The organism is Bacillus sp. FSL R9-9834 (assembly GCF_038006905.1).
GTDB classification, from domain to species: Bacteria; Bacillota; Bacilli; order Bacillales; family Bacillaceae_G; genus Bacillus_A; species Bacillus_A pacificus.
The window spans coordinates 2,087,382-2,111,861 of record NZ_JBBOWD010000001.1; the positions used below are offsets into that span (position 1 = coordinate 2,087,382).

Here is a 24,480-nt window from a genome sequence, read left to right on the forward strand (position 1 = left end):
AGGGAGGAATGTAATATCTTGAATAAAGATTCTAAAGCTGTAAAAAAAGAAAAAGGTTTATTTGAAAGTGTAATAGCACCTATTATTGTGGGGATTATGTTTATCTTTTTAATTCTATATAAAATAGCAGAGTTTCTGGGGAAGTGGCTCATTATTTTGTCAATACCGAGCTATATTGTTACTATGTTTATTTTTTTATACCAGAAAGAATATGGAGGTGTATTGGTTTGTGGAATAGGCTTAATACTAATGCTATCGCTGTATTTTGTGTTTGTTAAAAAAGTAAAAAAAGCTAGTTTAATATGAAATACTAAAAACATTTATTTACTTTCAGTTTGTCTACAAAAATAGAGTTATTACATGATTTTAGAAAAGATGGTGTAATTATATGTGGAATATAAAAGAAGAAGATTTAAATGAATTTAAAAGTACTTGCAACAATCGCTTAAGCCCCGATTGGGCTACAGGGTTTATGTTTGGAACGATGTTTTTTATTTCATTAATAATGTTTTTTCTTATTGGAGGGTTAATAAGGTTTGGTTGGAGTTATTACCCGACTCTCTTTGATAAAATAATTGTTAGCCTTGAGTTAGTGCTTTATAGTCTTCAAGTAATTTTTTTAATTATTTATCTGTTTCCTAAGATGCCATTTAAATTTCAGAAACTACAAACACTTGTGGTACTGTTATATGCGTTTCAGCTAGGTACTATTACATTTACAATGTTGATAATCCCGGGAATGTCAAATTATTCAATTGATCAAATTACATTAATGTATGTTGGGTTATTATTTTTAGGTGCAGTCATATTACATATTTTAGCGACTATTGATACTTTTAGACAGGCAAGTAAAGGGGCATTTAATACGGGAGAAGAATCCTCTTCATTTTTTAGTAAAACAAAGAGGATTGCAATTAAGTGTGCTGTAATTTATGTGTTAACTCTTCTCATTTTAATTTATGTGCATGATGATTATACACTGAAGATTTTTGGATTGTATGCGGGAGGAACTTTAATAATGTACGCGGTAGCCGTAGGCGCAGCAGAGTTCCAATTATTAGCCTATTGTAGATTTAAATTTCCATCATTTTATATTTCATGGGAGGAACACGAAAGGGAACGTCAGAAAAGACTAAAGCTTTATGAAGAAAAGGAAAAAAAGCAAGCCAAAGAAATAAAATAAGTTTTGGTTTCTGAAAATTCGAATGGAATATATAAACAATTAAGGATTGTATAAAAATCGATGCTATTAAAAATTAAAGTATCTTCAACATAATCTGTATGGGTTAATAAATACCGGTAAGTAAAGGTGAACTATATTACTATCAAAATGGGAATGTAATGAACCTAAAAATGCCTAGAGAAATCAACGGGGTGTCAGTATGAAGTTAAAGAAGAAATCTAAGATGATGATAGTTCTGTCAATAGTATCAAGTTTATTAAGTGGATGTGGTTTTGGGGAGACGAAGATAGAATATGAGCCATTTGTCAAAGCTTTGGATGAAGGTGACATGAAAAAGGTTATGTCTGCGAGTGATGATGGATATGCGTATGTGAAACAAAGAGGTATATATAGTACATATGAGCAAAAGGAAGATGGAGAGCACAGTAAAACAATCTATCAAACTTCGAAAGGCATATATAATACGAAAGATAAAAGTTTATATGGAAATACAACACAAGAAATTACCTCGGAAGTAGATAATAAAAATTATAAAGAAGAAGTTAATTATAGTACAAATATTAGTTATGAGAATGGACAGGTACAAAGTACGGATTCAAGTCTGGATGTTTCATACGTGAACTTAATTGTAGATCGTTTAAAAGGGATAGGGAAACTAAAGATGAAGCCAGGAGGTGATATAAAAAAGTTTGGTCAGCCTAGTACTGTTGGATATACACTAACTGAATCAGAGTTTCAAAATATTATTAATGATAAGTTAAAAATACAATATGATGAATATGGTGGTGGATCGATCGCACTGCATATTGAGTTTACAAAGGGCTCAGAGCAGATATTGGAAGTGAGTATTGTAGTGAATTATAAAAAGAGAAATGAAGAAGGAAAGTCAGTAGAACACATATCACAAATACACACATACTTTGATAGTCAACAAGGTAATAATCAGGACGCGAGACAGGAATATATTGATTTTAAAGCACAGTATAATAAGAAGCAGTAATATTAAAAAGAGCATTTGCACGTAATGATAATAGCGACATAAGTGGAATAAATGTTTCATAAATATAGTGGGAAGAATTTGAGGGTAAACGCCCCAATTGCTGGAGTAGATGCAACAATTGGGGCGTTTATCTGTCTAAATTTAGTTTGAATGCATACCATTTTTTAGTTAGAGTCCTCGCTCCTCAAGTAGTTTCTTCATAACAACGGTGTGAAGTTTTTGTGTAATCGGCTTTTATTGCTAAGTTACAACTATTTCCTCTTATAGAGTACCTCTTATTATCGATACATCGTCCACATCCCGATGTCTTTAAATCCTAGTCGTTTATAAATTCGTCCAGCAGCTGGATTGTTATAAAATAAACAAAGTGTTCGGCCTTCTTTCGTAAAGTCTTGAATCATTTTTTGTAATATGAGTGAAGCGAATCCATTTCCGCGATAATTCGGGTGTGTACATACACCAACTACCATAGCGGATAATGAATTTTCAGCGGAAGTAGAGGCGGATGCGATGATTACGCCATCTTCTTCAATAAAGTATGTGCGTCCTGTATTTGTTTGGATAGCCTGCCTTAATATTTTCTCTGATTCATTGGTAGTCGGAAATTCAGCGATGTCACTTCGTAATTTCATAATTCGTTCTATATCATCGAGTGAGGCAAGTTTAATTGTTTCATGAATTGGTGTGCTAGGTAAGTTGTTGTCATTTAGACATTCGCAAAAATACATTTCATTTTTAGTACCTAGTTGTATATTTGAAGCAGTTTCAAATTGTTCTACGATAGTTGACTTACCAGAGAGTTTAAGCGGCTTATATGCGGAAAGAAGTGCCTCATAATCAGTGGTAATAAATTTTTCTTTACTATAGGGTATAAATGAATCGTGGAATCGGAGTAGAATTGATTTTAATGTTCCATTCTCTTTAAATACGCCCCATAATTCTTGAAAATCTTTGTCATAACCGAAAGCTTCAATATCTCCAATAATAAACAAGTTAAGGGCTGCTTCTTCTTTTAGGTAAGCGAATACTTGTTCATGATCTTTCTTTGTTAATTTTCGCATCATAACGAATCGACCTCTTTTTTATTTTTCTAAATATTACAACTTAAGTTTTTTGAAAGCAATATAAAATTTTATGTTTAGTTCACAAACTTTCGGAAAAACTAGGAAAGATATGACAAAGGAGGTTATGAACGGTGGATCATCCAATTCAAGGATTAATGAAAGCGGCAATGGAAAATTTAAAAGAAATGGTCGATGTAAATACGATTGTTGGGGAGCCTGTTCAAACGGCTGACGGTGGTGTAGTGTTAACTGTTTCTAAAGTAGCGTTCGGGTTTGGAGCAGGAGGTTCTGATTTCCAAACGAATGATGGACAAAGAGCGAACGGTAACCCTGCATTTGGTGGCGGTAGCGCGGGTGGTGTTTCTATTACACCAGTAGCATTTCTTGTGGTGAATAAAGATGGAGTAAATATTCTTCATTTACAAAATGCGACACATTTAGCAGAGAAAATGATTGAATTAGCTCCACAAACAATTGATAAAATTCAATCGATGTTCCAAAAAGATGAAAAGAAAGAGGGAAATCATCATCCTCAAAACCCAGATGAAATCCTTTAAAAACGCCTGCTTACGAGCAGGTGTTTTTTCTTGTAATCACTATGTAATAAAACACATGAAATTGTAAATAGTTTTTGAAGTTTTTTCTATGTTTCTAAAATTTTTCATGTTAAAATATGCTATAGAATTGAAACATATAAAACGAAGGTGGCTAGGTGCTTTGTCTGGAGGATCTGACCAAGTAAAGAATATGATATATATTAATGGTAATCGTCGAGGTCATTGTTTTATTACATCAGGAATTACGTTTAAAGAGTTTGCAAGTAACATCCCTTCACCGCTTCATCAAGTGTTGCTTTTGAAGCATAACTTTGAATGGACAGATTTTCATTATCATACTTTATTTGAATATGTTGAGGAAGAAAATATACATAAGTTAATTCAAGCAGAGATTGATGAATTTGATGAATTTTGTTGGGTAGATTTTGATGATGCAAGCGATTTAGATGAACTAGAGCCAAAAGAAATTGCAGAGCTTTTATATTTGGCGCACAAAAAAGAACCACTTGCAAGAACGTTCTTTCCGCTATTGAAAAATAGATTTGTTTATTTTTCACATGATGACGGATGGTACAACAAAGTGTATTATCGTAGAATTGCTGATTTTGTAGGGATGTTAAGTAAAGTTATTCCTTATAAACTCGGTGCTTTCGGTAAGAAACGTTTTTCTTTCTTCCAAAAATCAAAAATTTTCCCAGCAATTTCAAAAGAAGTGATTATGGGGCTTATTCCATTAATGGAAGATGGTCTTTATATTGATCTGGCAGGGAAAATTGAGTCAAGAAGGGGTCTCGAAATTCCGGTATATGTAGTGGGTTCGTATGAAAGTACGGATGAGGTACTAGATAATATCGATGAATTGAAAGAAGAAGCAACAGAGACTGGTTGGCTTATTTTTGATAAGAAAGAACAAGAGTGGCAATGGGTTGTAGACTAAGAAAACTTGGCGCATGCAGTCAAGTTTTCTTGTCTTTTGAAAGGAGTACAAATGAAGAAGTATTATACAATTGTGGGTATTGTAAGTATTATTCTTGTGGCAATTTTACTTATCACTTGTCCGAAAGAATCAGATTTTAAATTGTATCTAGAAGATAAGTATGCATTGAAATGTGATGAGAGTAGTTTTGAATGCACACAAAATGTAGATGGTAAAAAAGAAAAACTAAAATTTGAAAGTACAGATGCACGAAATGGTGTATTCTTTATGACTGTAAAGCAAACATTTAAAACAGAAGCTGGTGTTACGAAAGAATATAGCGCAGTAGGAATGTTTGGTACATTTCTTTTTGTTTCAGAGAAGACTTTCTAGTAATAGAAGGTCTTTTTCTTATGCTTATGTTCATATAGATGAAGTAAGACAAGCATAGGAGGGGTATTGATGAAGAACACATGTATTGTTTGTGGCGGTGAGGAGTTTTTCTCTTCTACATTATATGCACGTACGAAACAAGACTGGGCATATGCGCCAAACATGTACCGTTTTGAAAAGGTGTTTATTGAGCATCGGGATGAAGAAAATTATCCAGTGTTTCAAGAAATTACAGCGAAACATTGTTGTGGATGCGGTCATATTATGTTGTATCACGAATGAACACACCAAGTATAACTTGGTGTGTTTTTTTAAAACGCTGACAAAGCAAGCGGATAAAGTAAAGTAAATAAAACAGAAAAACTACCAAAACCAATTGCGGTATATCCAAGTGTTCTTGCTCCAAAATTGACAGCTAATAAGCCGACTAAAATCGCAAGAGAACCGAGTGTAACTGGATAAAATGCAATGGAGAAAAGCGAAAGAAATAAAGCGACATAGCCTATCATTGCACCGGTATTTGTACCTTCTATTTCATTTGCAATTTTTTTACGCTTATGTCTAATTGGAATGCCAGCTGGTGATATTTCAGCTGCATACTCTTCGTTTTTTTCACCACTTTTAAAATGATGATTTCTCTTTCTTCGCATGTACATCCCTCTCTTTCAATTGGGTGTACTTATAGTATCTTTCATCAAGAGAAGAACATGAGTATGAGTTAAACCCAAGTAAAGCAAAAATTGGAGAATAAAGATTCCTTCATTAGCATGTACATTTCCTAATGAAGATAAAACAGGAATTTTGGAAAATGATGTAGAATGAAATGAGTGATAAAGCGTGAAGGTAGGGGAATGTATGACGAAATTTAATTGGCATGAGTCAGCAGAGAAAAAATGGGATAGTAGTGCAGAATTTTGGAACCAAAATAGTCAGGAGATGTGGGATAGTGGGAGTAGGAGTACGATTATTCCATTTTTTGAACAATACGTGAAGAAAGAAGCCAAGGTGCTTGACGTTGGTTGTGGTGATGGATACGGTACATATAAATTAAGTCGCGCGGGCTATAAAGCAGTTGGAGTGGATTTATCAGAAGTGATGATTCAAAAAGGGAAGGAGCGTGGAGAGGGCCCGGATTTATCCTTTATAAAAGGAGATCTTTCTTCCTTACCATTTGAAAATGAACAATTCGAAGCAATTATGGCAATTAATTCTTTAGAATGGACCGAGGAGCCATTACGAGCATTAAATGAGATAAAGCGTGTTCTAAAAAGGGATGGATATGCATGTATTGCAATTTTAGGACCGACAGCAAAGCCACGAGAGAACAGTTATCCTCGTTTATATGGCAAGGATGTTGTTTGTAATACGATGATGCCTTGGGAATTTGAACAGTTAGCGCAAGAACAAGGTTTTAACGTTGTAGATGGTATCGGTGTATATAAGCGCGGAGTAAATGAGAAGATGTTAGGTCAACTATCTACAGAGTTACAACAATCGTTAACATTTTTATGGGTATTTATGTTAAAAAGCGCATAAAGAAATGAAAGAATTTTTAGGAGGTAAATAAGTGCAGAAAATACAAAAAACTGATACAATATCATCAGAACCAATTAAAGGGGGACTAGGGTATATGACAACTACTACAACAGTTAAATCCGACATTGAAATCGCACAAGAAGCGAGTATGAAAAAGATTCAAGAAATTGCAGCTGATTTAAATATTTTAGAAGATGAATTAGAGCCATACGGGCATTATAAAGGTAAGTTATCTCTTGATATTTTTAAGCGCTTACAGAATGAGAAAGACGGTAAAGTTGTTTTAGTAACAGCGATTAACCCAACTCCAGCTGGAGAAGGTAAATCAACAGTAACAGTTGGTTTAGGTCAAGCTTTTAATAAAATTGGTAAGAAAACAGTAATTGCACTTCGCGAACCATCTCTTGGGCCAACGATGGGACTAAAAGGCGGAGCAGCAGGTGGTGGTTTTTCACAGGTTGTACCTATGGAAGACATTAACCTTCACTTTACTGGAGATATCCATGCGATCACAACTGCTAATAACGCGTTAGCGGCGTTTATTGATAATCATATCCAACAAGGAAATACACTTGGAATTGATACGCGTAAAATCGTTTGGAAACGCTGTGTTGACTTGAATGATCGTGCTCTACGTAACGTAGTAATTGGTCTTGGTGGACCGGTTCAAGGTGTACCACGTGAAGATGGTTTTGATATTACAGTAGCATCTGAAATTATGGCCGTATTCTGCCTTGCAACAGATATTCAAGATTTAAAAGCACGTCTATCGCGCATCGTAGTTGCTTATAATTTTGCAAATCAACCTGTAACGGTTAAAGATTTAGGTGTAGAAGGTGCGTTAACATTATTATTAAAAGACGCATTAAAACCAAACTTAGTACAAACGTTAGAAAATACACCAGCTATCATTCACGGCGGACCATTTGCGAATATCGCTCACGGTTGTAACAGTGTTATCGCTACAACAATGGCAGCAAAATTAGGTGATTATGTTATTACAGAAGCTGGATTTGGTGCTGATTTAGGTGCAGAGAAGTTTTTAGATATTAAAGCTCGTGCAGCTGGTATTAAACCAGAAGCAGTTGTTATTGTTGCGACGATTCGTGCGCTTAAAATGCATGGCGGCGTAGCAAAAGATCAATTAAAAGAAGAAAATGTAGATGCATTAGCAAAAGGTATGGAAAACTTACAGAAGCACGTTGAAACAATTCAAAGCTTCGGTGTGCCTTTCGTAATTGCAATTAATAAATTCATTACAGATACAGATGCAGAAGTTGCATACTTACAAGAATGGTGTAATGAGCGTGGCTATGCGGTATCCTTAACAGAAGTTTGGGAGAAAGGTGGCCAAGGCGGAGTTGACCTTGCTGAAAAAGTGTTAAAAGAAATTGAAAAAGGTGAAAACAACTACGCACCACTTTATGAATTAGAATTACCATTAGAAGAGAAAATTCGTACAATTGCTCAAAAAGTGTATGGCGCAAAAGACATTGAATTTGCTCCGAAAGCACGTAAGCAATTAGCTCAATATGAAGGAGAAGGTTGGAGTAACCTACCAGTTTGTATGGCGAAAACACAATACTCTCTTTCTGACGATGCAACGAAATTAGGTCGTCCATCTGACTTTATCGTTACAATTCGTGAGTTAAAACCATCTATCGGTGCAGGCTTTATCGTTGCGTTAACAGGTACAATGTTAACAATGCCAGGTCTTCCAAAACAACCAGCAGCACTTCAAATGGATGTAAATGAAGATGGAAAAGCAGTAGGTTTATTCTAAAAGGTTGTAATTCATCTCGTTTATCTGTAAACTATATATACATCAAGTGGCGCCTTTCCATCGAAAGGCGCCTGTTTTTTGGAGGAAATTATGTTTGATCCAACTGCTTTTGACAATTTAAAAGTAATCGTAGAAGGTGCTGTGTATGATTTTGATCTACATGGAGATATTCTTGTAACAGATCGAAAAGATATGATGGATCTTGCTTCATTAAGTCGTATATATCATATCTCATTTCAATTAACAGAACCGTTTGAACCGTTAGTAGAAGCAACATTTTCATTATCTGTGGATGCAAAGAACTTGTCTGGTGAAATATTAGAAGTACCACAATTTACACCAGGATGCGAAATGAAGTTAGCATTTTCATTCCCGATTGAAAAACCAGAAGTAGTGTGCGGTGAAATTGAAACTTTCATGCATTCTATATGGGGAAAAGAAAGAATGATTACGCAAAAACTTTCATACGAATATAATAAGCAAGCGATTTCATATCATAATAAGGTAGAGGTTCTATTTCAAAAAGCGATTACAGAAGACCATGTTGATGATTTAATAGCTGTTATTTCACACATGATAGAAACGGTGCGAACAATACAGCATTTTCTTCAAAAATAGAGATAAAGGAGAAAAACAAATGATAAAAGATATGCAACCATTTTTACAACAAGCTTGGGAGAAGGCTGGTTTTAAAGAGTTAACTGAAATTCAAAAACAAGCGATTCCAACTATTTTAGAAGGACAAGACGTTATAGCTGAATCTCCAACTGGAACAGGAAAAACATTAGCGTACTTATTACCCCTTTTACATAAAATTAATCCTGAAGTAAAACAGCCACAAGTTGTTGTTTTAGCGCCAACACGTGAACTTGTCATGCAAATTCATGAAGAGGTTCAAAAGTTTACAGCAGGAACTGAAATTTCAGGTGCATCTTTAATTGGTGGTGCAGATATTAAGCGCCAAGTTGAAAAATTAAAGAAACACCCAAGAGTAATTGTCGGTTCACCAGGACGTATTTTAGAATTAATTCGTATGAAAAAGCTAAAAATGCATGAAGTAAAAACAATTGTATTTGATGAATTTGATCAAATTGTAAAACAAAAAATGATGGGCGCAGTGCAAGATGTAATTAAATCTACGATGCGCGATCGTCAATTAGTATTTTTCTCGGCTACAATGACAAAAGCTGCAGAAGATGCGGCACGTGATTTAGCAGTTGAACCACAATTAGTACGTGTAACACGTGCAGAATCAAAAAGCTTAGTTGAGCATACGTATATTATTTGTGAGCGACGCGAAAAAAATGATTACGTAAGAAGAATTATGCATATGGGCGACGTAAAAGCAGTTGCGTTCTTAAACGACCCATTCCGTTTAGATGAAATTACTGAGAAATTGAAATTCCGTAAAATGAAAGCAGCAGCTCTTCATGCAGAAGCAAGTAAGCAAGAACGTGAAGCAACGATGCGTGCATTCCGCGGCGGGAAATTAGAAATTCTACTTGCTACTGATATTGCAGCACGCGGTATCGATATTGACGACTTAACACATGTAATTCATTTAGAGTTACCAGACACAGTAGACCAATATATTCACCGCTCAGGACGTACTGGACGTATGGGTAAAGAAGGAACTGTTGTATCTCTTGTAACACCACAAGAAGAGCGTAAATTACTGCAATTTGCGAAAAAACTAGGTATCGTATTTACGAAGCAAGAAATGTTCAAAGGATCATTTGTAGAAACGAAACCGAAAGCACCAAAGAAAAAGAAACCAGCGTTTACAGGGAAGAAAAAGCCTAGATAAATGATGGGGAAGGCGTAACTATTTGTAGTTACGTCTTTTTTGTTTGTAATCAAGTGATAATGGGAATTGTATTAGTGCTTTTTTATATGCTTCTACTGGGGGTATCGAAAAAAGGTAGTTTATTTATTTGGTTTATACGAGGAAATAATATAAAAAAAGTCGAATATTAAACTGATGCGAAATAATAAAAAGAAGGTACACATATGGATAGGAAATTAGGGATGTTTTTAAATACTAAACATATTGAAGTAAACGAAGGAATAAAGAAGGCGAGAGAATGGGGGTTAGAATACATTCAATTATATGCTATGAATCCGACTTTCAACTTAGTTAACATTTCAAAGGTACAATGGAACACCTTAAAAGAAAACTTAGCTTTTAATGAGATTCAAGTCCCGTCATTAGCAATTAGCTTCGGAGAAAATGGAATAATAGGAACTGAAGCTGAATGTGCAATAGAGAGTTTTAAATATATTACTGATAAAGGTTTAAGGTTAGGAGCTAACATAGTAACAGCCCATATTGGGAAAATCCCAGATGATGAAAATAGTGAGTACTATGATAAAATGATACGTGTTTGTAATGAAATAGGGGAATTAGCATTCAGATTTGGAGGATTCTTTGCTATTGAGACGGGATCTGAAAAAGCGATAGTGTTAAAGCGGTTTTTAGAAAATATAAATTCAAAAGGATTAGCGGTTAACTTTGATCCAGCAAATTTAATTAGTGATATAAATGAAAACTCGATAGAAAGTTTATTACTGCTAAAAGATTATATAGTACAAACTCATATTAAAGATTGTAAAGAAGTGAATAGTGATAGTTTAAGTAAGTATATAGAAGTAGCAGTAGGAAATGGTGAAGTGGATTTCGATATATTCTTCAAAGTATTAGATGAAATTGGATTCAATGGATATAACATGATCGAAAGAAATGATTATTTTGACGAACTAGATGGGATGAGTCAGTCGATAAATTTTGCAAAGAAGTACATACCAACTCAAAAGGAATAATGATAGTACATGTAGAAACCTACTTAGAATATAAAAAACATTAGGGGGAAATGAAATGATTCATAAGGTCGGACAAATTATGCTGTATGTAAACAATCAAGATGAGGCAGTCAATTTTTGGACGGAAAAGGTAGGGTTTCATGTAGTTGCAGAGGAAGATAACAAACAAGGAATGAGATGGATTGAAATCGCTCCGAAAAGTGGGGCAGAAACAAGCATTATATTACATAATAAAGAAGTGATTTCTAAGATGAGCCCAGAATTAAATCTTGGTACACCGTCACTAATGTTCTTCTCAGAAAGTCTGGATCAATTATATATAGATTTAAAAAATAAAAATGTTACTGTTGGTGAAATGGTAACTATGCCTTCTGGTAAAGTATTTAACTTTGCTGATAGTGAAGGGAATTATTTTGCGGTTATGGAAAAGAACCGATAATAATATTGCTATGTGAAAAGCCCCCTCAAACATATTGAGGGGGATTAAATCTTTGAAATGAATTTTTCATTGGAGAGTTGATTAATATAAAATGCACCTTTTTCAATAGCAGTTTCCATATAACCGACCATTTGATTAAACGTAAATACCTGTAAGTCTTCATGCAAATGTTGCTCTGGATACAACATATCTTCAAAAAGATACTTTCGAAAAGCCAAAACATTTTCTTTAGAAACCTCTTCAATATCGACAATGTGAGCATCTTGATTGAGAAGCGAGAAGAGCTGTTGTTCTTTATCGTAATGATGAAGCAACTTTGCATTTAACAATTTAAAATCGTTATAGTACAGGGGTGCGATCGTCTCGTCATTTTCTATTCTATTTTTTAGCCAAGGTAGAAAAAATCCACTTAGCCAATTATCATCGGCAATGAGGTGAGTGTAATAGCCTAAGAGAAAAGGGGAATCCATTTGAGCTTTATATTTTTGAAAAAAAGAATTGAAAGCTATCCTTCTCGTATAATTTTTCGTTGTGCCAGCGTAAAAATGTGAAGTTCCTTTTTCTTCTGTTGAATGAACTGCATCAGGAGCTACACCTCCAAGTATGAAAGAAGTTTTATCTTGAATACATAGTTTTTCGGCAATACCGTTAGCGATAATAGCATGCATAATTCGTGATCCCATGAATGACACCTCGGTTTCAAGTATTCATTTTAGGAAGATGACTGAACAGTTAGTATTACTTTCCCTGTACTTTTTCTACTTTCGACCCATTCATGTGCTTTCCCTGCATCTTGGAGTGGAAAAGATTTCGTAGCCGTTATTTGCAAACGTCCGTCACGCAAATAACGGAATACTTCATTTGCAGTTGCTTGGAGTAGTTCAGGACGTTTTTTTCGTGTAGTTCCAAAGCTAAAACCGAGTATAGAACGGCAACTTGCATGTAAATCTTTCGTTTGGAAATTGCCAATTTCACCACTAGCATTACCGAAATGAACGAGGCGACCGTAATAAGCAAGACATTTTAAACTTCTTTCCGAAACAGTTCCAGAAATAGAATCTAAAATTACATCAACCCCTTCACCGTTTGTCAGCTCATTGACTTTCTCTACAAAATCTTCATTCTGATGACAAATTACATAATCAGCTCCAGCATATAAAGGAATTTCTTTTTTTGCTTCACTTCCGACAGTACCGATAACTGTTCCAGCCCCTAATAGTTTTGCAAGTTGAATAGCTGTAGTACCGATTCCACCAGCAGCCGCATGAATGAGTACTGATTCGCCTTGTTGAAGCCTTGCAACATTTGCGAGTAAATTATAACCTGTAAAAGATACAATCGGACAAGCAGCTGCAGTTTGAAAGTCGACTTCATCAGGTAATACGAAAGTAAGATTTTCATTTGAAACAACGTATTCTGCATAAGATCCATTTTGAGGAAAAGCAATGACACGTTGTCCAGGGTGTATATTTTTTACATGAGAGCCGACACGTTCTACTATACCAGCGACATCTATCCCTGGAATAAAAGGTAGTGCTTTATTTCCTTTTTTGCCATAACGTGATTTAATGTCAGCGAAATTTACACTTGTAGCAACAACGCGAATTAAAACTTGATTTTCTGAAATAACCGGCATATCCACATCTGTATATTTCATCACTTCAGGACCACCGAACGATGTTACAATGATAGCTTTCATTATTTATCCCCCTAAATTTGACTATATAAATCATTTTAAATCTTTATCAGAAATTGGAAAATTATATAATAGTTATGCAAGGTTATAAGTGAAGCTTATGAACGTATTGAATCATTATATTAATTTATATAAAAACTTTTGAAAAAATCGAACGAAATATAGATTACTTGCCAATATAAAGTGTAAGACAAAGGAGGGGTGGTATATGAAGGAAGAAACAGTGTATACAGATTTGATCCAATTAACTTTATCAGGCAATAAAGAAGCGTATAGCGAATTGTATGATGTAACGATTCACGAAGTATATAAGACAGCACATTTTTTAATAGATGATAAAGCGGATGTAGATGATGTCGTTCAAGAAATATACATACAACTATATGAATCGCTTCGTAAGTATGATAGCGAGAAGCCATTTCGTCCTTGGCTAATTGGACTTGTAATTAAACAAATTCACTCTTATAGAAGAAAGAGGTGGATGCGACTACGAATTATAAAAAAAGCAGAAGAGCAGAGAAAACCGGTACAAATTGATTTTTCTAACGATGTTGTAAGTAAAATATCAAACCAAAAACTAATCGAACTTATTCATAAATTACCGTATAAATTGAAACAAGTTATTATTTTAAGATACTTACACGATTACTCTCAAGAAGAAGTAGCACAAATATTACATATTCCAATTGGTACTGTGAAATCTAGAATTCATGCGGCATTAAAGAAACTACGTCAAAAAGAGCAAGTAGAAGAAATCTTTTTAGGAGAGGTAGGGAATGTGAAATGAGTTTAGATTGTAAGGTTCGAGAATCTATACAAGAAGAAGCAAAGGGGATTGTTGCACCGCCGGAGTTAAAAGAAAAAGTAATCGTTCAAATAAAAATGAATCGTGGTGGAAGTAAGGTGAAAAAACGCCTTATCGCAGGAGTTCTTGCAGCGGCCTTTTTAATCCCGACAACTGGTTTTGCGTATCAATCTATTATGGCAGATGGTATATACGGGTCTTTTGAAAACTTAAAAAAACATGCTGGAACGATGACATTAGAGGCGTACATGCGTTTTAGTGCAAAGCTATCAGAAGCGAAAGATGAAATGGGGACAAAAGAATATGAAGTGTTTACAAAAGAACTAAAGAAATTAACAAATGCAAAGCTTGCGTACGGAGATGCGAACGGTAATATTGATTATGATGCATTATCACCAGAAAAAAGAGAAGAAATGAAAACGGTAAGTATGGGCCTTCAACCATACTTTGATAAATTAAATGGTCATAAATCTAGTAAAGAAGTATTAACGCAAGAAGAGTTTGATCGCTATATGGAAGCTTTAATGACACATGAAATAGTACGAGTGAAAACAAAATCAACTGGTGCAATAAAAGTAGAAGAAGTACCTGAGGCATATAAAGAAAGATTTATGAAAGCGGAGCAGTTTATGGAGTATGTAGATGAAAAGGTGAGATAAGTAAAAAAGCTCAGAGTCTAAGCTCCGAGCTTTTCTTATTGAAACGTAAATATATTAACCACCTATGCCTTTTGCTAGCAATAGGAAGTATACAACTACTAATATTACGCCATTTAATGCAGTACTAACTATTCTGAATAACCAATTTTTTGATGCGATTGCAAAAATAATACCTAGTAATGAAAGTATACCTAGAATCGTAATAATTAAGGTTAAATTTGTATGAGGTCCTCTTAGAATAAAGAAAGAACATATACTTGCGAGAAACATTAGACACGAGAATCCAAAAAGTCTATACATAATAATTCTCCCTTGATTGAAATGTAATTTGACTTAGTACGTGATTTTCTTTAGTTTAACATAAATTTCCTAGTACAAATTGACTATATACACTATAAAAAACGAGTATAAAATATACGTGATTTCATACTCGTTTTAATATTACTTAAATTTCCTTACTGCATGAATAGCTACTCTTACAAGCAATATCGCGCTTATAAATAAACCACAGTAACCAACGACACTTAAAAATTGATCATTTGGTTCTTTCGCATTGTTTGCTAAATGCAATACGCCTACTGAAATCCCACCAAATGCAGTTCCAATAAATGCAATGAGGAATTGTGAGATGAATGTAGTAATAAATGATGCATTTGTTTCGTCAGAGAAAAAGCCGACCTTTACGGATAGTTCTCCGTTTTCTAGTTTTGAACTTAAATCATCTAGTTTTCTAGGAATGCGTCGCATGGCAGGTAACATAGAAAGTAATTCGTTTGTTGCAGCTTCTTTTAGATTTGAATAATTGTTAATTGGCATGAAACTAGCTGCATGATCTCTCGCAAAGCGCTTTGCTTCATCCATTAAATTGAATTCAGGATTTAGTTGTACCATCGTTCCTTCTAGCGTAATGAGAGAGCGGAAAGCACCTGCAACCATTGGATAAAATGCTAATTCAAATTCAGCGATTATTTGAAATAACCCTTGCATGAATTCTTCAGAACTATTTGTAGAAACGTACGTACTTTGGATTAATAATTGACTGATAGATTGTTCTAATCCTTCTTTATCAACATTTGGTTTCTTTTCAACTAATTGAAGCAGTCCATCAAGCAAGACATATGAATTTTTGCGCTCAAAGCCGATAAGCAGTCTCTTGAATGCATCTTGTTGTAGTGTTCCTAAACGTCCGACAGAACCAAAATCAAGTAATGCAGGAGTGCCATCACGAAGAATATACACATTACCTGGATGAGGGTCTGCATGGAAAATACCTTTAAAGAAAATCTGTTCTAAAATACAATCAAAGAGTTGTCGTTGTACTTTTTTCGTATCAATTTGTAATTCATTTAATAATGCTGACCCACTTTTAACACTTACTCCATCTAAAAATTCAAGCACAAGTATTTTTGAATTACTGTATTCTTGATATACTTTCGGTATTTTTACTGTCGTTTCACTATTTTTTAGTGAATCTGACACTTGTTCGAAGTTACGAGCCTCAATTTTGAAATCAATTTCTTCTTTCATTGCGATAGAGAAGCCATGTGCTAAATCAAGAAATCCGATATTTTTAGCCCAAGTTGATTTGTTGGAAATCCATAGAGCGAAGTGAATTAAAATATCTAAGTCACGTTTAATTGTCTCAGAAATATTAGGACGTAGTAGTTTAACGACGACATCCTGGTCGTTATCTTTCAACTTCGCTTTATGTACTTGGCCAATAGAGGCAGCAGCTAACGGTTCCATTTCAAAGGAGCTGAAAATTTCATCTTTTGGTATATGTAGTTCCTTTTGCAATATTTCTTCAACTTGTTGTTGTGATAAACGTGTTACATTTTCTTGAAGGTTGGATAACTCGTGAATAAAAACTGGAGGTAGTAAATCAGATCGAGTTGATAAAACTTGTCCGAATTTAATAAATATACCACCGCATTCTTCCAGTGTATTTCGAAGGGAAGTGGCGAGCTTACGATCTACTTCTGGTGAGCGCTTTAAAGCTAAATATTTTCCCATTCCGTGTTTTATTGCAATAGAAGAGACGCGCATATATCTTTTTTGTCTACCAATCTTAGCGAAGAATTTTGAAATAGGATTTCTGCTTTCTATTAATACGTCATCCATTTCGCCACGCTTAATAGGATCAAATAATTCAAAAACTAGGTAACAAAGCATCGATACAATTAATGAGCTTCCTAGCCAAAAATATCTATCAACACCGACAATCGATTCATCTTGATAGCGTAAATATAAAAACCAATACATAGCTGACGTAAGTGAAACACCTAAAGTGGCCGCACTTGCTTGTTTGAAAAAATTTAATTTTGTACCAATTAGTCGACCACTAATAAAAGACATAATGACTGCTAGTAGAAAAAATTGAAAAAACATTGTATCATTCCTCTGAATTTTATTCGATTACTGTATTATACTGGAATACAATTATTCTAACAACAAGCCAAGGAAATATAATCCTTGACTGGCAAGATTTAATGAAGTATTCAATTATATTTTTTCATATGTGCAGTATCTTTTTGTATAAAACAATCTAAAAGGGAATAGCCAGCTATTAAACTAATTATCGTAACAAAAGTTGTATTGATAAGAATAATATTAGTTATATAAGGTAGGTATGCACCAACTGGTGAAAAGAGTAGAGCTGGAGAAAAGGAAATGAATAGTGTAGGCACAGTAATGGCGATAAATTTATCCGGTTGAAAGCGCCAGTTTTGTTTACTTGTTTCACGATTAATGGATTGAAGGAATCGTAATAAAATGCCGACTATAAGAGGGAAGAGTGTAAAGTAGAATAATCTTGGATAAACGTTAAAGTTTACTTGTGCGTCTGTATCTAAATAAAATTGAATTTTCACTCCGACAAATAATAATAAGACGATAAATAATGTAAAGCAGAGGTATAGCATCACTTTTTGCATTATATTCCACCATCCTTTACTCAAAATATATTCAAAAAAAGAAGAGATATACAATAACTACTGTTGTATATCTCTTCTTTTACAGTTATTTAATAGTGGCGTTTGCTTTCTCTTGCTTCGTGAAATAATCTATAATGCCCATCGCACTAATTTCTATATCTAGATGTAAAATGTTATAAACGGAATGATCTGATGGAACGTTTAACTTTGTAAGGTGAGAAGAGACCTTATCCATTAATACAGTTTGCAAAGCTTTAGTAGCCTCATCGAAATCATTATATTTTTCAAAGACCTCTTTACCAGTATGAACGAAAATAGGTAACCAATGTTCTAGTTGCTTATATACTTCTGTAACATTGGATGATGCGCCGTAATGGCCGAAATAAATAGTATCTACATTCATACTTTGAATATGATTTTTAGAAGCAATCATCGCATCTGGTTGGAATTGTGAAGGGGACGTTGATGGTAAATATAGTTCTACACCAAGGTCTGCAAGTTCTCTATAATAAATTCCAATTGTATCGCCAGTAAAAATGCCGTTTGTTAATGAATCGTGAATGCTAATATGGTGCTTTGCATGTCCCGGTGTATCATAAAATGTAAGGATGCGGTCTTCTGCAATTTGTAACGTATCACCATGTTGTACAATATGAACACGTTCTTCTTCAATTGGAAGAATTGGATCAAAAAGTTTATCGAAATCTTCTTTGTACACAGCTTTTGCACCTAAAATGAGTTTTGTTGGATCAATCATATGACGAGCACCGCGAGAATGCACGTATAAAGTAGCATTTGGGCATTTTTCCATCATTAAACCAGCAGCACCGGCGTGATCTAAATGAACATGTGTAACGATAATGTTTTTAACTTCGTTTAAATCAATATGTAATTGTTGTAAGCCGTCTAAAATATACGGAAGAGAAGGGGCTGCACAAGTTTCAATTAAAGTAATATCATCACCTAATAAAACGTACGTACCAGTTCGTTCATTATGTTGTAAATCAAAATCATCAATCAGATATAGGTGAGAAGATAATTGTTCTACTTTTTTCATCTTTACCACTCCTTATATACGATATGTAACTATTATACGCTAAAAATACAAAAAGGCAGAAAACGAAAGTTTCGTCTTCTGCCTTTTGGTCATGTTCTTATTGTCTTTGTTGTTTATTAATAGACATAACGAATAGTCCAACAATGCCGCCAACTAATGGAAGCATAATCTCTCCCGCTAAATTAAAGTAGGAGCTTAAGAATAAACCATTTACATCGATTACCCAGCCAATCACATACAATAACATCATATATAGTACGAAATAAAACTCGCGATTTGAAATCGTTTCATGTTGTGCAGTTTTCATATTGAACACCATCCTTTTCTATAATAATAGAATATAAACTGTCACATTTTGTTCACAATTTAATTGTAAAACTTTCCATCATAAAAGTCTAGTAATTTGTGTCGAATTTTCGAACAAAAATAAAGCGTTTACAATCGTGGGAAGAAAATACGTAATAAGAGCTGTATATTCACGAATGTAGTATAGTATAAACATAGAATGATAGTGAAGAGAGGGGCAAGGATAATGACAGTTTATGATTTTTCAGCTAAAACGATAACAGGGGAAGAAAAATCGTTAAAAGATTACGAAGGAAAAGCGCTTCTTATTGTAAATGTAGCTAGTAAATGCGGGTTTACACCACAGTATAAAGGATTACAAGAAGTATATGATAAATATAAAGAACAAGGGCTAGAAATACTCGGTTTCCCTTGTAACCAATTCGGAGGACAAGAACCAGGTACAGAAGCAGATATTACTAGTTTTTGTGAGTTAAACTATGGTGTGAATTTCCCGATGTTTGCAAAAATTGATGTGAAAGGTGATAAAGCTCATCCGCTGTATACATACATGACAGAACAAGCACCAGGTTTACTCGGTATGAAAGCAGTAAAATGGAACTTTACAAAATTTCTAATTGGAAAAGACGGAAAAGTAGTAGGGCGTTTTGCGCCGCAAACGAAGCCGGTTGATTTAGAGGTTGAGATTGAGAAGGTACTTGGGGAATAACTAGGAGTTTCACTTAATTAAAAAATGCCTCAAAGAACTACTTTGTTCTTTGAGGCGTTTTCTTTACATTCACATTACCAAGATTAAATGGCTGAATGGAAGTCATTTGATTTAGGCGGAGAAGTTGCTTTTTTCATAAGTACTTCCCATAAGTGTACGGATTTTTTCCATTCTGCTGCGGCTTGTCCTTTTTGATATATAGCACTCTCATAATTGAAAGTAAGTTGTTGCATATCCGTCGAGTTGTAAAGTGTATCAACATGGAGAGCATATTCTCGGAATGTTTGACTCTCGTCTCGTCGTATACCAATTCGTGCAAATTGTTTTAGGAGAGAATCGTAAGCTTTTGTATAAACAGCATCATCTTTTCGATATTTATAGAAAAGAATGATAAAAAATGTAATCCATTTCATTCTAGTAGCGAAGATAGTGTAGCCGATGATACTAATTGGTATCGTAGAAAGGAATACGTACCACCAAGAAAATTTATTTTTAGCATTTGTAATTTTTTTAGTAGGAGTTTCTTCAGTATCTTCTATTAAACTTTTAAGCTTTGCTTCATTGTTTCTTTCGTGCATTTGCGCGTTTTGAGAATTAGTTTCTTCGCTATTTTGTAAAGTAGGAGCAGGAGTATTATTTATAAAATTATAGGGATTCGTAAATCCTTTTGTCGGTTCGAATGGAATCCATCCGTATCCAGGGAAATATACTTCGACCCAAGAGTGTGCGTTATCGTTCGCGATTTTATAAACATCCTCACCTTCAGCACCCACCAGCGTATTATCAAGAGTTCCTTCTGTATAACCCTTTACCCAGCGAGCGGGAATTCCAGCAGAACGAAGTAACACGATCATAGATGTCGAAAAATTATTACAGTAGCCACTTTTTGTATCGAAAAGAAATTGATCTACATAATCTTGGTTTTTGGCAGGGAATGAGACATTCGTTGTTTCATATACAAAAGAATGGTCGGTGAAATAGTTTTCAATAGCTAATACTTTATCGTATCGGGTGTCTTTATCCTTTGTTAGACTACTAGCTAAGTCTTTTACTCGCTGCGGTAATGCTTCTGGAAGTTGCGTGTACTTTGTTATGAAATAAGGATTTGTTTCCTGACCTTCATTCGTTTTTACAGCTTTTAAGTTTTCTATGGAAAACTCCGGGACCTCATACGTTACTTTATATGAATGTAAAGTAGTGGAAGAGTTTCCGTCCATCGTATAGATTTTTTCAGAAAATGGGTCAACGCTGTATGATATATCAGAAGAAGCCTCAACTGATATTAACCCTGCTGGATAGGTAAGGTGAGGATAACTTTTTTGCATGGTGATTGTTGCCTTAGTTGTCTCCGTTTTTGTATTTTGTTCGTACCAACTCACCACGTCATTTTTATTTTTAAAAGAAATCTTCTTTTGATTTTCAGAAACTTCCCATCCTTTTCCGGTATAAAAATCTTTCGTTTCTACTCTCCAATATTGTTTGTTTTGCGTTGCGGCTGTAAAAACAATTGTAGGATCTGCTTTAAAAGGACCACCTAATCGTGAGTCATCTAAACCATACCCAATTTTAGAAACTTCTTGCTGTTTACTTGCTTCGGATGTGTTGAACTTTAAAAAATCCATTGGGTTGGGCCATTGAGGACCAAATTTTGGAGCGAAGTATGCGATGGTTGCTGACAATACAATAAATATTGTAAGAGGTCTAAGTAATTTTGAGATTTCTCTAGCATAATTTTGTAAGTGTTCACTCTCTTTTATTCGTTCTATGCGAAGAAGACTAAGCATAAAAAAGCCGATGACAACAGTACGAATAATAGCGTAGTTTGCATTGTATACATGTAAGTTATGAAAAACGGTGATATAAATAATAGTCAATATAAGAAATAACAACCCACGTTTTTTATGAATCATCCAAAAAGAGATGAAAGCACTCAAAAACCAAAATGATAAAAAAAATAAAAGTGTTGGAAAAACTGGAGAAATATCTAGCAAATTCCCTTGAAATAACAGAGAGGAATTTTGAGAAATATCATTAAAAAATTTTGTTAACCAAGATGGATTTAAAAAAGCATTTTTATAGTATAAGAAATGAATGGTGAATAAAATCGTGAAGACTTTTATTGGAATCTGCCACTTTGTTTGAAAAAAAGAGAGAGTGAAGCAAATCCCTATAAATATTACAAAAATATCTAATCTACCTACGTTTGTAATACCGATGAGGGGCCTTAGCCATTCTAGTAAAAGTAGAAATGCGCATGCATGCATGAAAAATCTAGTCATATCCCATTGTTTTTTTGTCTGTAATGTTATCATTTGCTCACCTCAAAAAACACGTTTGTATACTGGTTTCCATAAACCACATTTACAAATATTTTTCGTTTTTGTAGAGTTTCTAGAATACTAAGTTCTCGATGTGATAGTTGATTTGCTTTTTCTTTTACGACAAACACCATTAATTTTCTATTTTTTATAGCAGCATAGTCAGCTGCCTTTTGAATATCGGGAGAAAGATCACTTGTCACGAGTATAATCGTTACGGGCTCATAAACTTTTCTTAATTCCATTTCTACACTTCGGGAGAGCGGGAATACACTGTCCGCTTGTACTTTCGCTAAATGACAAAAGATTTGATGTAACTGACTATCTCCATTGTCTAAAGGGAAAAAGGTTCGTTCTTTTCCGACAGATACGAATGACGCCGGTGAATTTTGCTTCAAAACAGATCTGACAATAGAGGCAGTAAATGTGACGACTGATTCGAATAGAGGGGATGGGGTTCTGTCCATGAATATCATAATATTATGGCTGCGCTGTTGTTCAAACTCTTTTGTCATAATGTTGTTTGTTCGTGCAGTTGCTTTCCAATCAATCCATGAAAAGCGGTCACCAGGTTTATAGTCTCTCACACCGACAGAAATGGTAGAGTCTTTTACTAAATTTATATTTGCTGAAAGTGCTCCTTGTTCGAAATGATTTTCTATTTGTCGATATGTTATATCTACATACTGAGGGTAGACTAAAAATGTATCTGGAACTGAAAAAATTACTTCTTTCTCCATCATACCGAATAAATCGCCAGTTTTGACACGTACGCTTGAAAAAGTATGCTCTCCTCTAGGGATTGTGTCGATTGCATATTGAAACGAAATATTTCGCTTCAATCCTGGAAAAAGTATTACTTTATTCATCTTCGCTTGTTTACACTTTGTAAATTGTGATGGTAATTCATCTTCTATAATTAAGTAAAGTAATGGAAAAGGAAATCTTCTTTTTATTGTAATGGTGCTTAAAAAAGGTTCTCCTGCTGCATATTCGTCTTGATTTGTTATTCGTATTACTTCAGCGTTCCGCAAAGCATAGAAGGGGAGTAATAGTGAATAAAGGCCAATAGGAATTGTACTGTAAAACAAAAACCAACTTACAAATCCTCCTTGAAGCATAGCGTATAAAAATGTTAAGACTAGGCATAACGGAATGAATGATAACTTAGTAAAATGATAGAGTACTCGTAGAATCCTTTTCATCAAAGGTTCATCTTCCTTTGGGTAGGCACGGTAGTTCGTGCAACGATTTTTGCGATAACTTGTTCTCCTGTTATTCCTTCAAATTTTGCTTCCATTTTTAAAATGAGTCTGTGAGCCAACACGTAAGGAGCTAAAAATTTAACATCGTCTGGAATAACATAATTTCTGCCATGGATAAATGCATAAGCTTGTGAAGCTTTCATTAAAGCAATCGAGCCACGCGGACTTGCACCTAGTTGTATAGAACTATAAGACCGAGTTTGACTAACAAGCTTTACAATGTAATGCTTAATCGCTTTGTCCACGCTTATTTCCCGTACGCTTTGCTGTAAATAAAGTAATTCTTCTATTGTAGTAATAGCTTGTAAATGGGAGAGGGGGGTTGTTTTTTCCATCCGGTTTAAAATTTCAAATTCTTCTTCTTGTGTAGGATATCCCATTTTTAGTTTCAACAAGAAACGATCGAGCTGTGCTTCTGGTAAAGGATATGTTCCCTCATATTCAACAGGATTTTGTGTAGCCATTACAAAGAATGGCTTGGGTAACGGTCTTGTCATACCATCAATTGTAATATTGCCTTCTTCCATACTTTCAAGTAAGGCGGATTGTGTTTTGGGAGATGTACGATTAATTTCATCAGCAAGTATAAAATTCCCCATGATTGGTCCAGGCTTGAACTCAAATTGGAGCTCTTTCGGATTGTAAATAGAAACACCTGTTACATCTGATGGAAGTAAATCAGGTGTAAATTGAATACGTTTGTAATCAGCATCAATAGATTTAGAAAGAGCACGTACTAACATCGTTTTCCCAACGCCAGGAACATCTTCTAATAGTACATGACCTTCAGCTAAGAGAGCTGTTAAAGCTAATAGTGTTTCTTTTCGCTTTCCGACCATTAACTTTTCAATATTGTTAATTATTTTTTCTATAATGGGATGTAATGAATCAAGCTGGTGCATCGTAATCCTCCTAATGTGTTATTATCGTTTTCTAATCTATTTAGCGGAAAATAGAATGTATCCATCTAATTGAGGGCAGTAAAGATTTCATCTTTAATTCTAAGAATATTCAGATTATTTATTCTGATTACATCTAGTA

The 24,480-nt window shown here is 34.5% G+C and carries 28 protein-coding genes; 16 read left to right on the forward strand and 12 right to left on the reverse strand.

The window, feature by feature from the left end; translation table 11 throughout:
* The first annotated feature begins 18 nt into the window (after positions 1 to 18).
* From MKY00_RS10840 to MKY00_RS10850, 3 genes are all read left to right on the forward strand, one after another.
* Entirely contained in the window at positions 19 to 306 is a 288-nt protein-coding gene (locus MKY00_RS10840) for a hypothetical protein (RefSeq protein WP_016717326.1), read from the forward strand.
* Between the two features lie 82 nt (positions 307 to 388).
* Positions 389 to 1,183: a hypothetical protein gene (locus MKY00_RS10845; RefSeq protein ID WP_016717327.1), complete on the forward strand. Its 795-nt coding sequence runs from the start codon at positions 389 to 391 to the stop codon at positions 1,181 to 1,183.
* Between the two features lie 199 nt (positions 1,184 to 1,382).
* Positions 1,383 to 2,183, forward strand: a complete 801-nt coding sequence (locus MKY00_RS10850; protein WP_016717328.1) for a DUF3952 domain-containing protein — start codon at positions 1,383 to 1,385, stop codon at positions 2,181 to 2,183.
* A gap of 278 nt (positions 2,184 to 2,461) precedes the next feature.
* Here MKY00_RS10850 and MKY00_RS10855 read toward each other — a convergent pair whose 3' ends face one another.
* Positions 2,462 to 3,247 carry a GNAT family N-acetyltransferase gene (locus MKY00_RS10855; protein WP_016717329.1) on the reverse strand — a complete coding sequence of 262 codons (786 nt, stop codon included), beginning with the start codon at positions 3,245 to 3,247 and terminating at the stop codon, positions 2,462 to 2,464.
* A gap of 131 nt (positions 3,248 to 3,378) precedes the next feature.
* On the opposite strand from MKY00_RS10855, the gene ytfJ reads away from it, so the two are divergent.
* The 4 genes from ytfJ to MKY00_RS10875 all read left to right on the forward strand — a co-directional run bounded on the left by ytfJ (position 3,379) and on the right by MKY00_RS10875 (position 5,395).
* A complete protein-coding gene (gene ytfJ, locus MKY00_RS10860; protein ID WP_000349987.1) occupies positions 3,379 to 3,804 on the forward strand; it encodes a GerW family sporulation protein in 426 nt (141 codons plus the stop codon).
* Positions 3,805 to 3,964: 160 nt separating this feature from the next.
* Positions 3,965 to 4,741, forward strand: a complete 777-nt coding sequence (locus MKY00_RS10865) for an oxalate:formate antiporter (RefSeq protein WP_000014090.1) — start codon at positions 3,965 to 3,967, stop codon at positions 4,739 to 4,741.
* 51 nt (positions 4,742 to 4,792) lie between these two features.
* Positions 4,793 to 5,113 carry a hypothetical protein gene (locus tag MKY00_RS10870; RefSeq protein WP_016717330.1) on the forward strand — a complete coding sequence of 107 codons (321 nt, stop codon included), beginning with the start codon at positions 4,793 to 4,795 and terminating at the stop codon, positions 5,111 to 5,113.
* Positions 5,114 to 5,182: 69 nt separating this feature from the next.
* Complete coding sequence (locus MKY00_RS10875; protein ID WP_000798747.1) at positions 5,183 to 5,395, forward strand: hypothetical protein; 213 nt, start codon at positions 5,183 to 5,185, stop codon at positions 5,393 to 5,395.
* Positions 5,396 to 5,424: 29 nt separating this feature from the next.
* Here the strand turns inward: MKY00_RS10875 and MKY00_RS10880 are convergent, their stop codons facing one another.
* Positions 5,425 to 5,763 carry a hypothetical protein gene (locus MKY00_RS10880; protein ID WP_016717331.1) on the reverse strand — a complete coding sequence of 113 codons (339 nt, stop codon included), beginning with the start codon at positions 5,761 to 5,763 and terminating at the stop codon, positions 5,425 to 5,427.
* Between the two features lie 187 nt (positions 5,764 to 5,950).
* Here MKY00_RS10880 and MKY00_RS10885 point away from each other — a divergent pair, with 187 nt between their 5' ends.
* The 6 genes from MKY00_RS10885 to MKY00_RS10910 all read left to right on the forward strand — a co-directional run bounded on the left by MKY00_RS10885 (position 5,951) and on the right by MKY00_RS10910 (position 11,691).
* A complete protein-coding gene (locus MKY00_RS10885; RefSeq protein ID WP_113711464.1) occupies positions 5,951 to 6,649 on the forward strand; it encodes a class I SAM-dependent methyltransferase in 699 nt (232 codons plus the stop codon).
* Between the two features lie 94 nt (positions 6,650 to 6,743).
* Positions 6,744 to 8,432 carry a formate--tetrahydrofolate ligase gene (locus tag MKY00_RS10890; RefSeq protein ID WP_011040261.1) on the forward strand — a complete coding sequence of 563 codons (1,689 nt, stop codon included), beginning with the start codon at positions 6,744 to 6,746 and terminating at the stop codon, positions 8,430 to 8,432.
* Between the two features lie 90 nt (positions 8,433 to 8,522).
* Entirely contained in the window at positions 8,523 to 9,050 is a 528-nt protein-coding gene (locus MKY00_RS10895; protein ID WP_000460210.1) for a hypothetical protein, read from the forward strand.
* Between the two features lie 19 nt (positions 9,051 to 9,069).
* Positions 9,070 to 10,239, forward strand: a complete 1,170-nt coding sequence (locus MKY00_RS10900; RefSeq protein WP_000588613.1) for a DEAD/DEAH box helicase — start codon at positions 9,070 to 9,072, stop codon at positions 10,237 to 10,239.
* A 203-nt stretch (positions 10,240 to 10,442) separates the two neighbouring features.
* Entirely contained in the window at positions 10,443 to 11,252 is an 810-nt protein-coding gene (locus MKY00_RS10905; protein WP_016717333.1) for a sugar phosphate isomerase/epimerase family protein, read from the forward strand.
* A gap of 55 nt (positions 11,253 to 11,307) precedes the next feature.
* On the forward strand, positions 11,308 to 11,691 hold the full coding sequence (locus tag MKY00_RS10910; RefSeq protein ID WP_016717334.1) for a VOC family protein: 384 nt from the start codon (positions 11,308 to 11,310) through the stop codon (positions 11,689 to 11,691).
* A 44-nt stretch (positions 11,692 to 11,735) separates the two neighbouring features.
* On the opposite strand, the gene MKY00_RS10915 is transcribed toward MKY00_RS10910, so the two are convergent.
* Positions 11,736 to 12,374 carry a zinc dependent phospholipase C family protein gene (locus MKY00_RS10915; RefSeq protein ID WP_016717335.1) on the reverse strand — a complete coding sequence of 213 codons (639 nt, stop codon included), beginning with the start codon at positions 12,372 to 12,374 and terminating at the stop codon, positions 11,736 to 11,738.
* 29 nt (positions 12,375 to 12,403) lie between these two features.
* Positions 12,404 to 13,390, reverse strand: a complete 987-nt coding sequence (locus tag MKY00_RS10920) for a quinone oxidoreductase family protein (protein WP_016717336.1) — start codon at positions 13,388 to 13,390, stop codon at positions 12,404 to 12,406.
* 205 nt (positions 13,391 to 13,595) lie between these two features.
* Here MKY00_RS10920 and MKY00_RS10925 point away from each other — a divergent pair, with 205 nt between their 5' ends.
* Both MKY00_RS10925 and MKY00_RS10930 read left to right on the forward strand, forming a co-directional pair.
* Complete coding sequence (locus MKY00_RS10925) at positions 13,596 to 14,174, forward strand: sigma-70 family RNA polymerase sigma factor (protein ID WP_016717337.1); 579 nt, start codon at positions 13,596 to 13,598, stop codon at positions 14,172 to 14,174.
* Complete coding sequence (locus MKY00_RS10930) at positions 14,171 to 14,851, forward strand: DUF3600 domain-containing protein (protein ID WP_000050659.1); 681 nt, start codon at positions 14,171 to 14,173, stop codon at positions 14,849 to 14,851. The genes MKY00_RS10925 and MKY00_RS10930 overlap by 4 nt, the downstream gene beginning before the upstream one ends.
* Before the next feature lie 54 nt (positions 14,852 to 14,905).
* Here MKY00_RS10930 and MKY00_RS10935 read toward each other — a convergent pair whose 3' ends face one another.
* The 5 genes from MKY00_RS10935 to MKY00_RS10955 form a co-directional block, all read right to left on the reverse strand.
* Entirely contained in the window at positions 14,906 to 15,151 is a 246-nt protein-coding gene (locus tag MKY00_RS10935) for a hypothetical protein (protein ID WP_016717338.1), read from the reverse strand.
* A gap of 141 nt (positions 15,152 to 15,292) precedes the next feature.
* Entirely contained in the window at positions 15,293 to 17,239 is a 1,947-nt protein-coding gene (locus MKY00_RS10940; RefSeq protein WP_016717339.1) for an ABC1 kinase family protein, read from the reverse strand.
* 110 nt (positions 17,240 to 17,349) lie between these two features.
* Positions 17,350 to 17,784 (reverse strand): hypothetical protein, encoded by a 435-nt coding sequence (locus MKY00_RS10945; protein WP_001174530.1) that lies wholly within the window; start codon positions 17,782 to 17,784, stop codon positions 17,350 to 17,352.
* Between the two features lie 85 nt (positions 17,785 to 17,869).
* Positions 17,870 to 18,841, reverse strand: a complete 972-nt coding sequence (locus tag MKY00_RS10950) for an MBL fold metallo-hydrolase (protein WP_016717340.1) — start codon at positions 18,839 to 18,841, stop codon at positions 17,870 to 17,872.
* A 97-nt stretch (positions 18,842 to 18,938) separates the two neighbouring features.
* Positions 18,939 to 19,148 carry a DUF3925 family protein gene (locus tag MKY00_RS10955; protein ID WP_000844978.1) on the reverse strand — a complete coding sequence of 70 codons (210 nt, stop codon included), beginning with the start codon at positions 19,146 to 19,148 and terminating at the stop codon, positions 18,939 to 18,941.
* A 225-nt stretch (positions 19,149 to 19,373) separates the two neighbouring features.
* Between MKY00_RS10955 and bsaA the strand changes: the two genes are divergently transcribed.
* Positions 19,374 to 19,856, forward strand: a complete 483-nt coding sequence (gene bsaA / locus MKY00_RS10960) for a glutathione peroxidase (RefSeq protein ID WP_000219435.1) — start codon at positions 19,374 to 19,376, stop codon at positions 19,854 to 19,856.
* A gap of 83 nt (positions 19,857 to 19,939) precedes the next feature.
* Here bsaA and MKY00_RS10965 read toward each other — a convergent pair whose 3' ends face one another.
* Genes MKY00_RS10965 through MKY00_RS10975 form a run of 3 tightly spaced genes read right to left on the reverse strand, consistent with a single transcriptional unit; the run spans position 19,940 to position 24,341 of the window.
* Complete coding sequence (locus tag MKY00_RS10965; protein WP_016717341.1) at positions 19,940 to 22,168, reverse strand: transglutaminase TgpA family protein; 2,229 nt, start codon at positions 22,166 to 22,168, stop codon at positions 19,940 to 19,942.
* Positions 22,165 to 23,379 carry a DUF58 domain-containing protein gene (locus MKY00_RS10970; protein WP_016717342.1) on the reverse strand — a complete coding sequence of 405 codons (1,215 nt, stop codon included), beginning with the start codon at positions 23,377 to 23,379 and terminating at the stop codon, positions 22,165 to 22,167. The genes MKY00_RS10965 and MKY00_RS10970 overlap by 4 nt, the downstream gene beginning before the upstream one ends.
* Positions 23,379 to 24,341, reverse strand: a complete 963-nt coding sequence (locus MKY00_RS10975) for an AAA family ATPase (RefSeq protein WP_016717343.1) — start codon at positions 24,339 to 24,341, stop codon at positions 23,379 to 23,381. The genes MKY00_RS10970 and MKY00_RS10975 overlap by 1 nt, the downstream gene beginning before the upstream one ends.
* Between the last annotated feature and the right edge of the window lie 139 nt (positions 24,342 to 24,480).

Bases quoted from the DNA above. Each gene is read 5' to 3' on its own strand.
- MKY00_RS10845 (WP_016717327.1), top strand. From the start codon at position 389: ATGTGGAATATAAAAGAAGAAGATTTAAATGAATTTAAAAGTACTTGC.
- MKY00_RS10850 (WP_016717328.1), top strand. From the start codon at position 1,383: ATGAAGTTAAAGAAGAAATCTAAGATGATGATAGTTCTGTCAATAGTA.
- MKY00_RS10855 (WP_016717329.1), bottom strand. From the start codon at position 3,247: ATGATGCGAAAATTAACAAAGAAAGATCATGAACAAGTATTCGCTTAC.
- MKY00_RS10870 (WP_016717330.1), top strand. From the start codon at position 4,793: ATGAAGAAGTATTATACAATTGTGGGTATTGTAAGTATTATTCTTGTG.
- MKY00_RS10875 (WP_000798747.1), top strand. From the start codon at position 5,183: ATGAAGAACACATGTATTGTTTGTGGCGGTGAGGAGTTTTTCTCTTCT.
- MKY00_RS10880 (WP_016717331.1), bottom strand. From the start codon at position 5,763: ATGCGAAGAAAGAGAAATCATCATTTTAAAAGTGGTGAAAAAAACGAA.
- MKY00_RS10890 (WP_011040261.1), top strand. From the start codon at position 6,744: ATGACAACTACTACAACAGTTAAATCCGACATTGAAATCGCACAAGAA.
- MKY00_RS10895 (WP_000460210.1), top strand. From the start codon at position 8,523: ATGTTTGATCCAACTGCTTTTGACAATTTAAAAGTAATCGTAGAAGGT.
- MKY00_RS10900 (WP_000588613.1), top strand. From the start codon at position 9,070: ATGATAAAAGATATGCAACCATTTTTACAACAAGCTTGGGAGAAGGCT.
- MKY00_RS10905 (WP_016717333.1), top strand. From the start codon at position 10,443: ATGGATAGGAAATTAGGGATGTTTTTAAATACTAAACATATTGAAGTA.
- MKY00_RS10910 (WP_016717334.1), top strand. From the start codon at position 11,308: ATGATTCATAAGGTCGGACAAATTATGCTGTATGTAAACAATCAAGAT.
- MKY00_RS10915 (WP_016717335.1), bottom strand. From the start codon at position 12,374: ATGGGATCACGAATTATGCATGCTATTATCGCTAACGGTATTGCCGAA.
- MKY00_RS10920 (WP_016717336.1), bottom strand. From the start codon at position 13,390: ATGAAAGCTATCATTGTAACATCGTTCGGTGGTCCTGAAGTGATGAAA.
- MKY00_RS10925 (WP_016717337.1), top strand. From the start codon at position 13,596: ATGAAGGAAGAAACAGTGTATACAGATTTGATCCAATTAACTTTATCA.
- MKY00_RS10930 (WP_000050659.1), top strand. From the start codon at position 14,171: ATGAGTTTAGATTGTAAGGTTCGAGAATCTATACAAGAAGAAGCAAAG.
- MKY00_RS10935 (WP_016717338.1), bottom strand. From the start codon at position 15,151: ATGTATAGACTTTTTGGATTCTCGTGTCTAATGTTTCTCGCAAGTATA.
- MKY00_RS10940 (WP_016717339.1), bottom strand. From the start codon at position 17,239: ATGTTTTTTCAATTTTTTCTACTAGCAGTCATTATGTCTTTTATTAGT.
- MKY00_RS10945 (WP_001174530.1), bottom strand. From the start codon at position 17,784: ATGCAAAAAGTGATGCTATACCTCTGCTTTACATTATTTATCGTCTTA.
- MKY00_RS10950 (WP_016717340.1), bottom strand. From the start codon at position 18,841: ATGAAAAAAGTAGAACAATTATCTTCTCACCTATATCTGATTGATGAT.
- MKY00_RS10955 (WP_000844978.1), bottom strand. From the start codon at position 19,148: ATGAAAACTGCACAACATGAAACGATTTCAAATCGCGAGTTTTATTTC.
- bsaA (WP_000219435.1), top strand. From the start codon at position 19,374: ATGACAGTTTATGATTTTTCAGCTAAAACGATAACAGGGGAAGAAAAA.
- MKY00_RS10965 (WP_016717341.1), bottom strand. From the start codon at position 22,168: ATGATAACATTACAGACAAAAAAACAATGGGATATGACTAGATTTTTC.
- MKY00_RS10970 (WP_016717342.1), bottom strand. From the start codon at position 23,379: ATGAAAAGGATTCTACGAGTACTCTATCATTTTACTAAGTTATCATTC.
- MKY00_RS10975 (WP_016717343.1), bottom strand. From the start codon at position 24,341: ATGCACCAGCTTGATTCATTACATCCCATTATAGAAAAAATAATTAAC.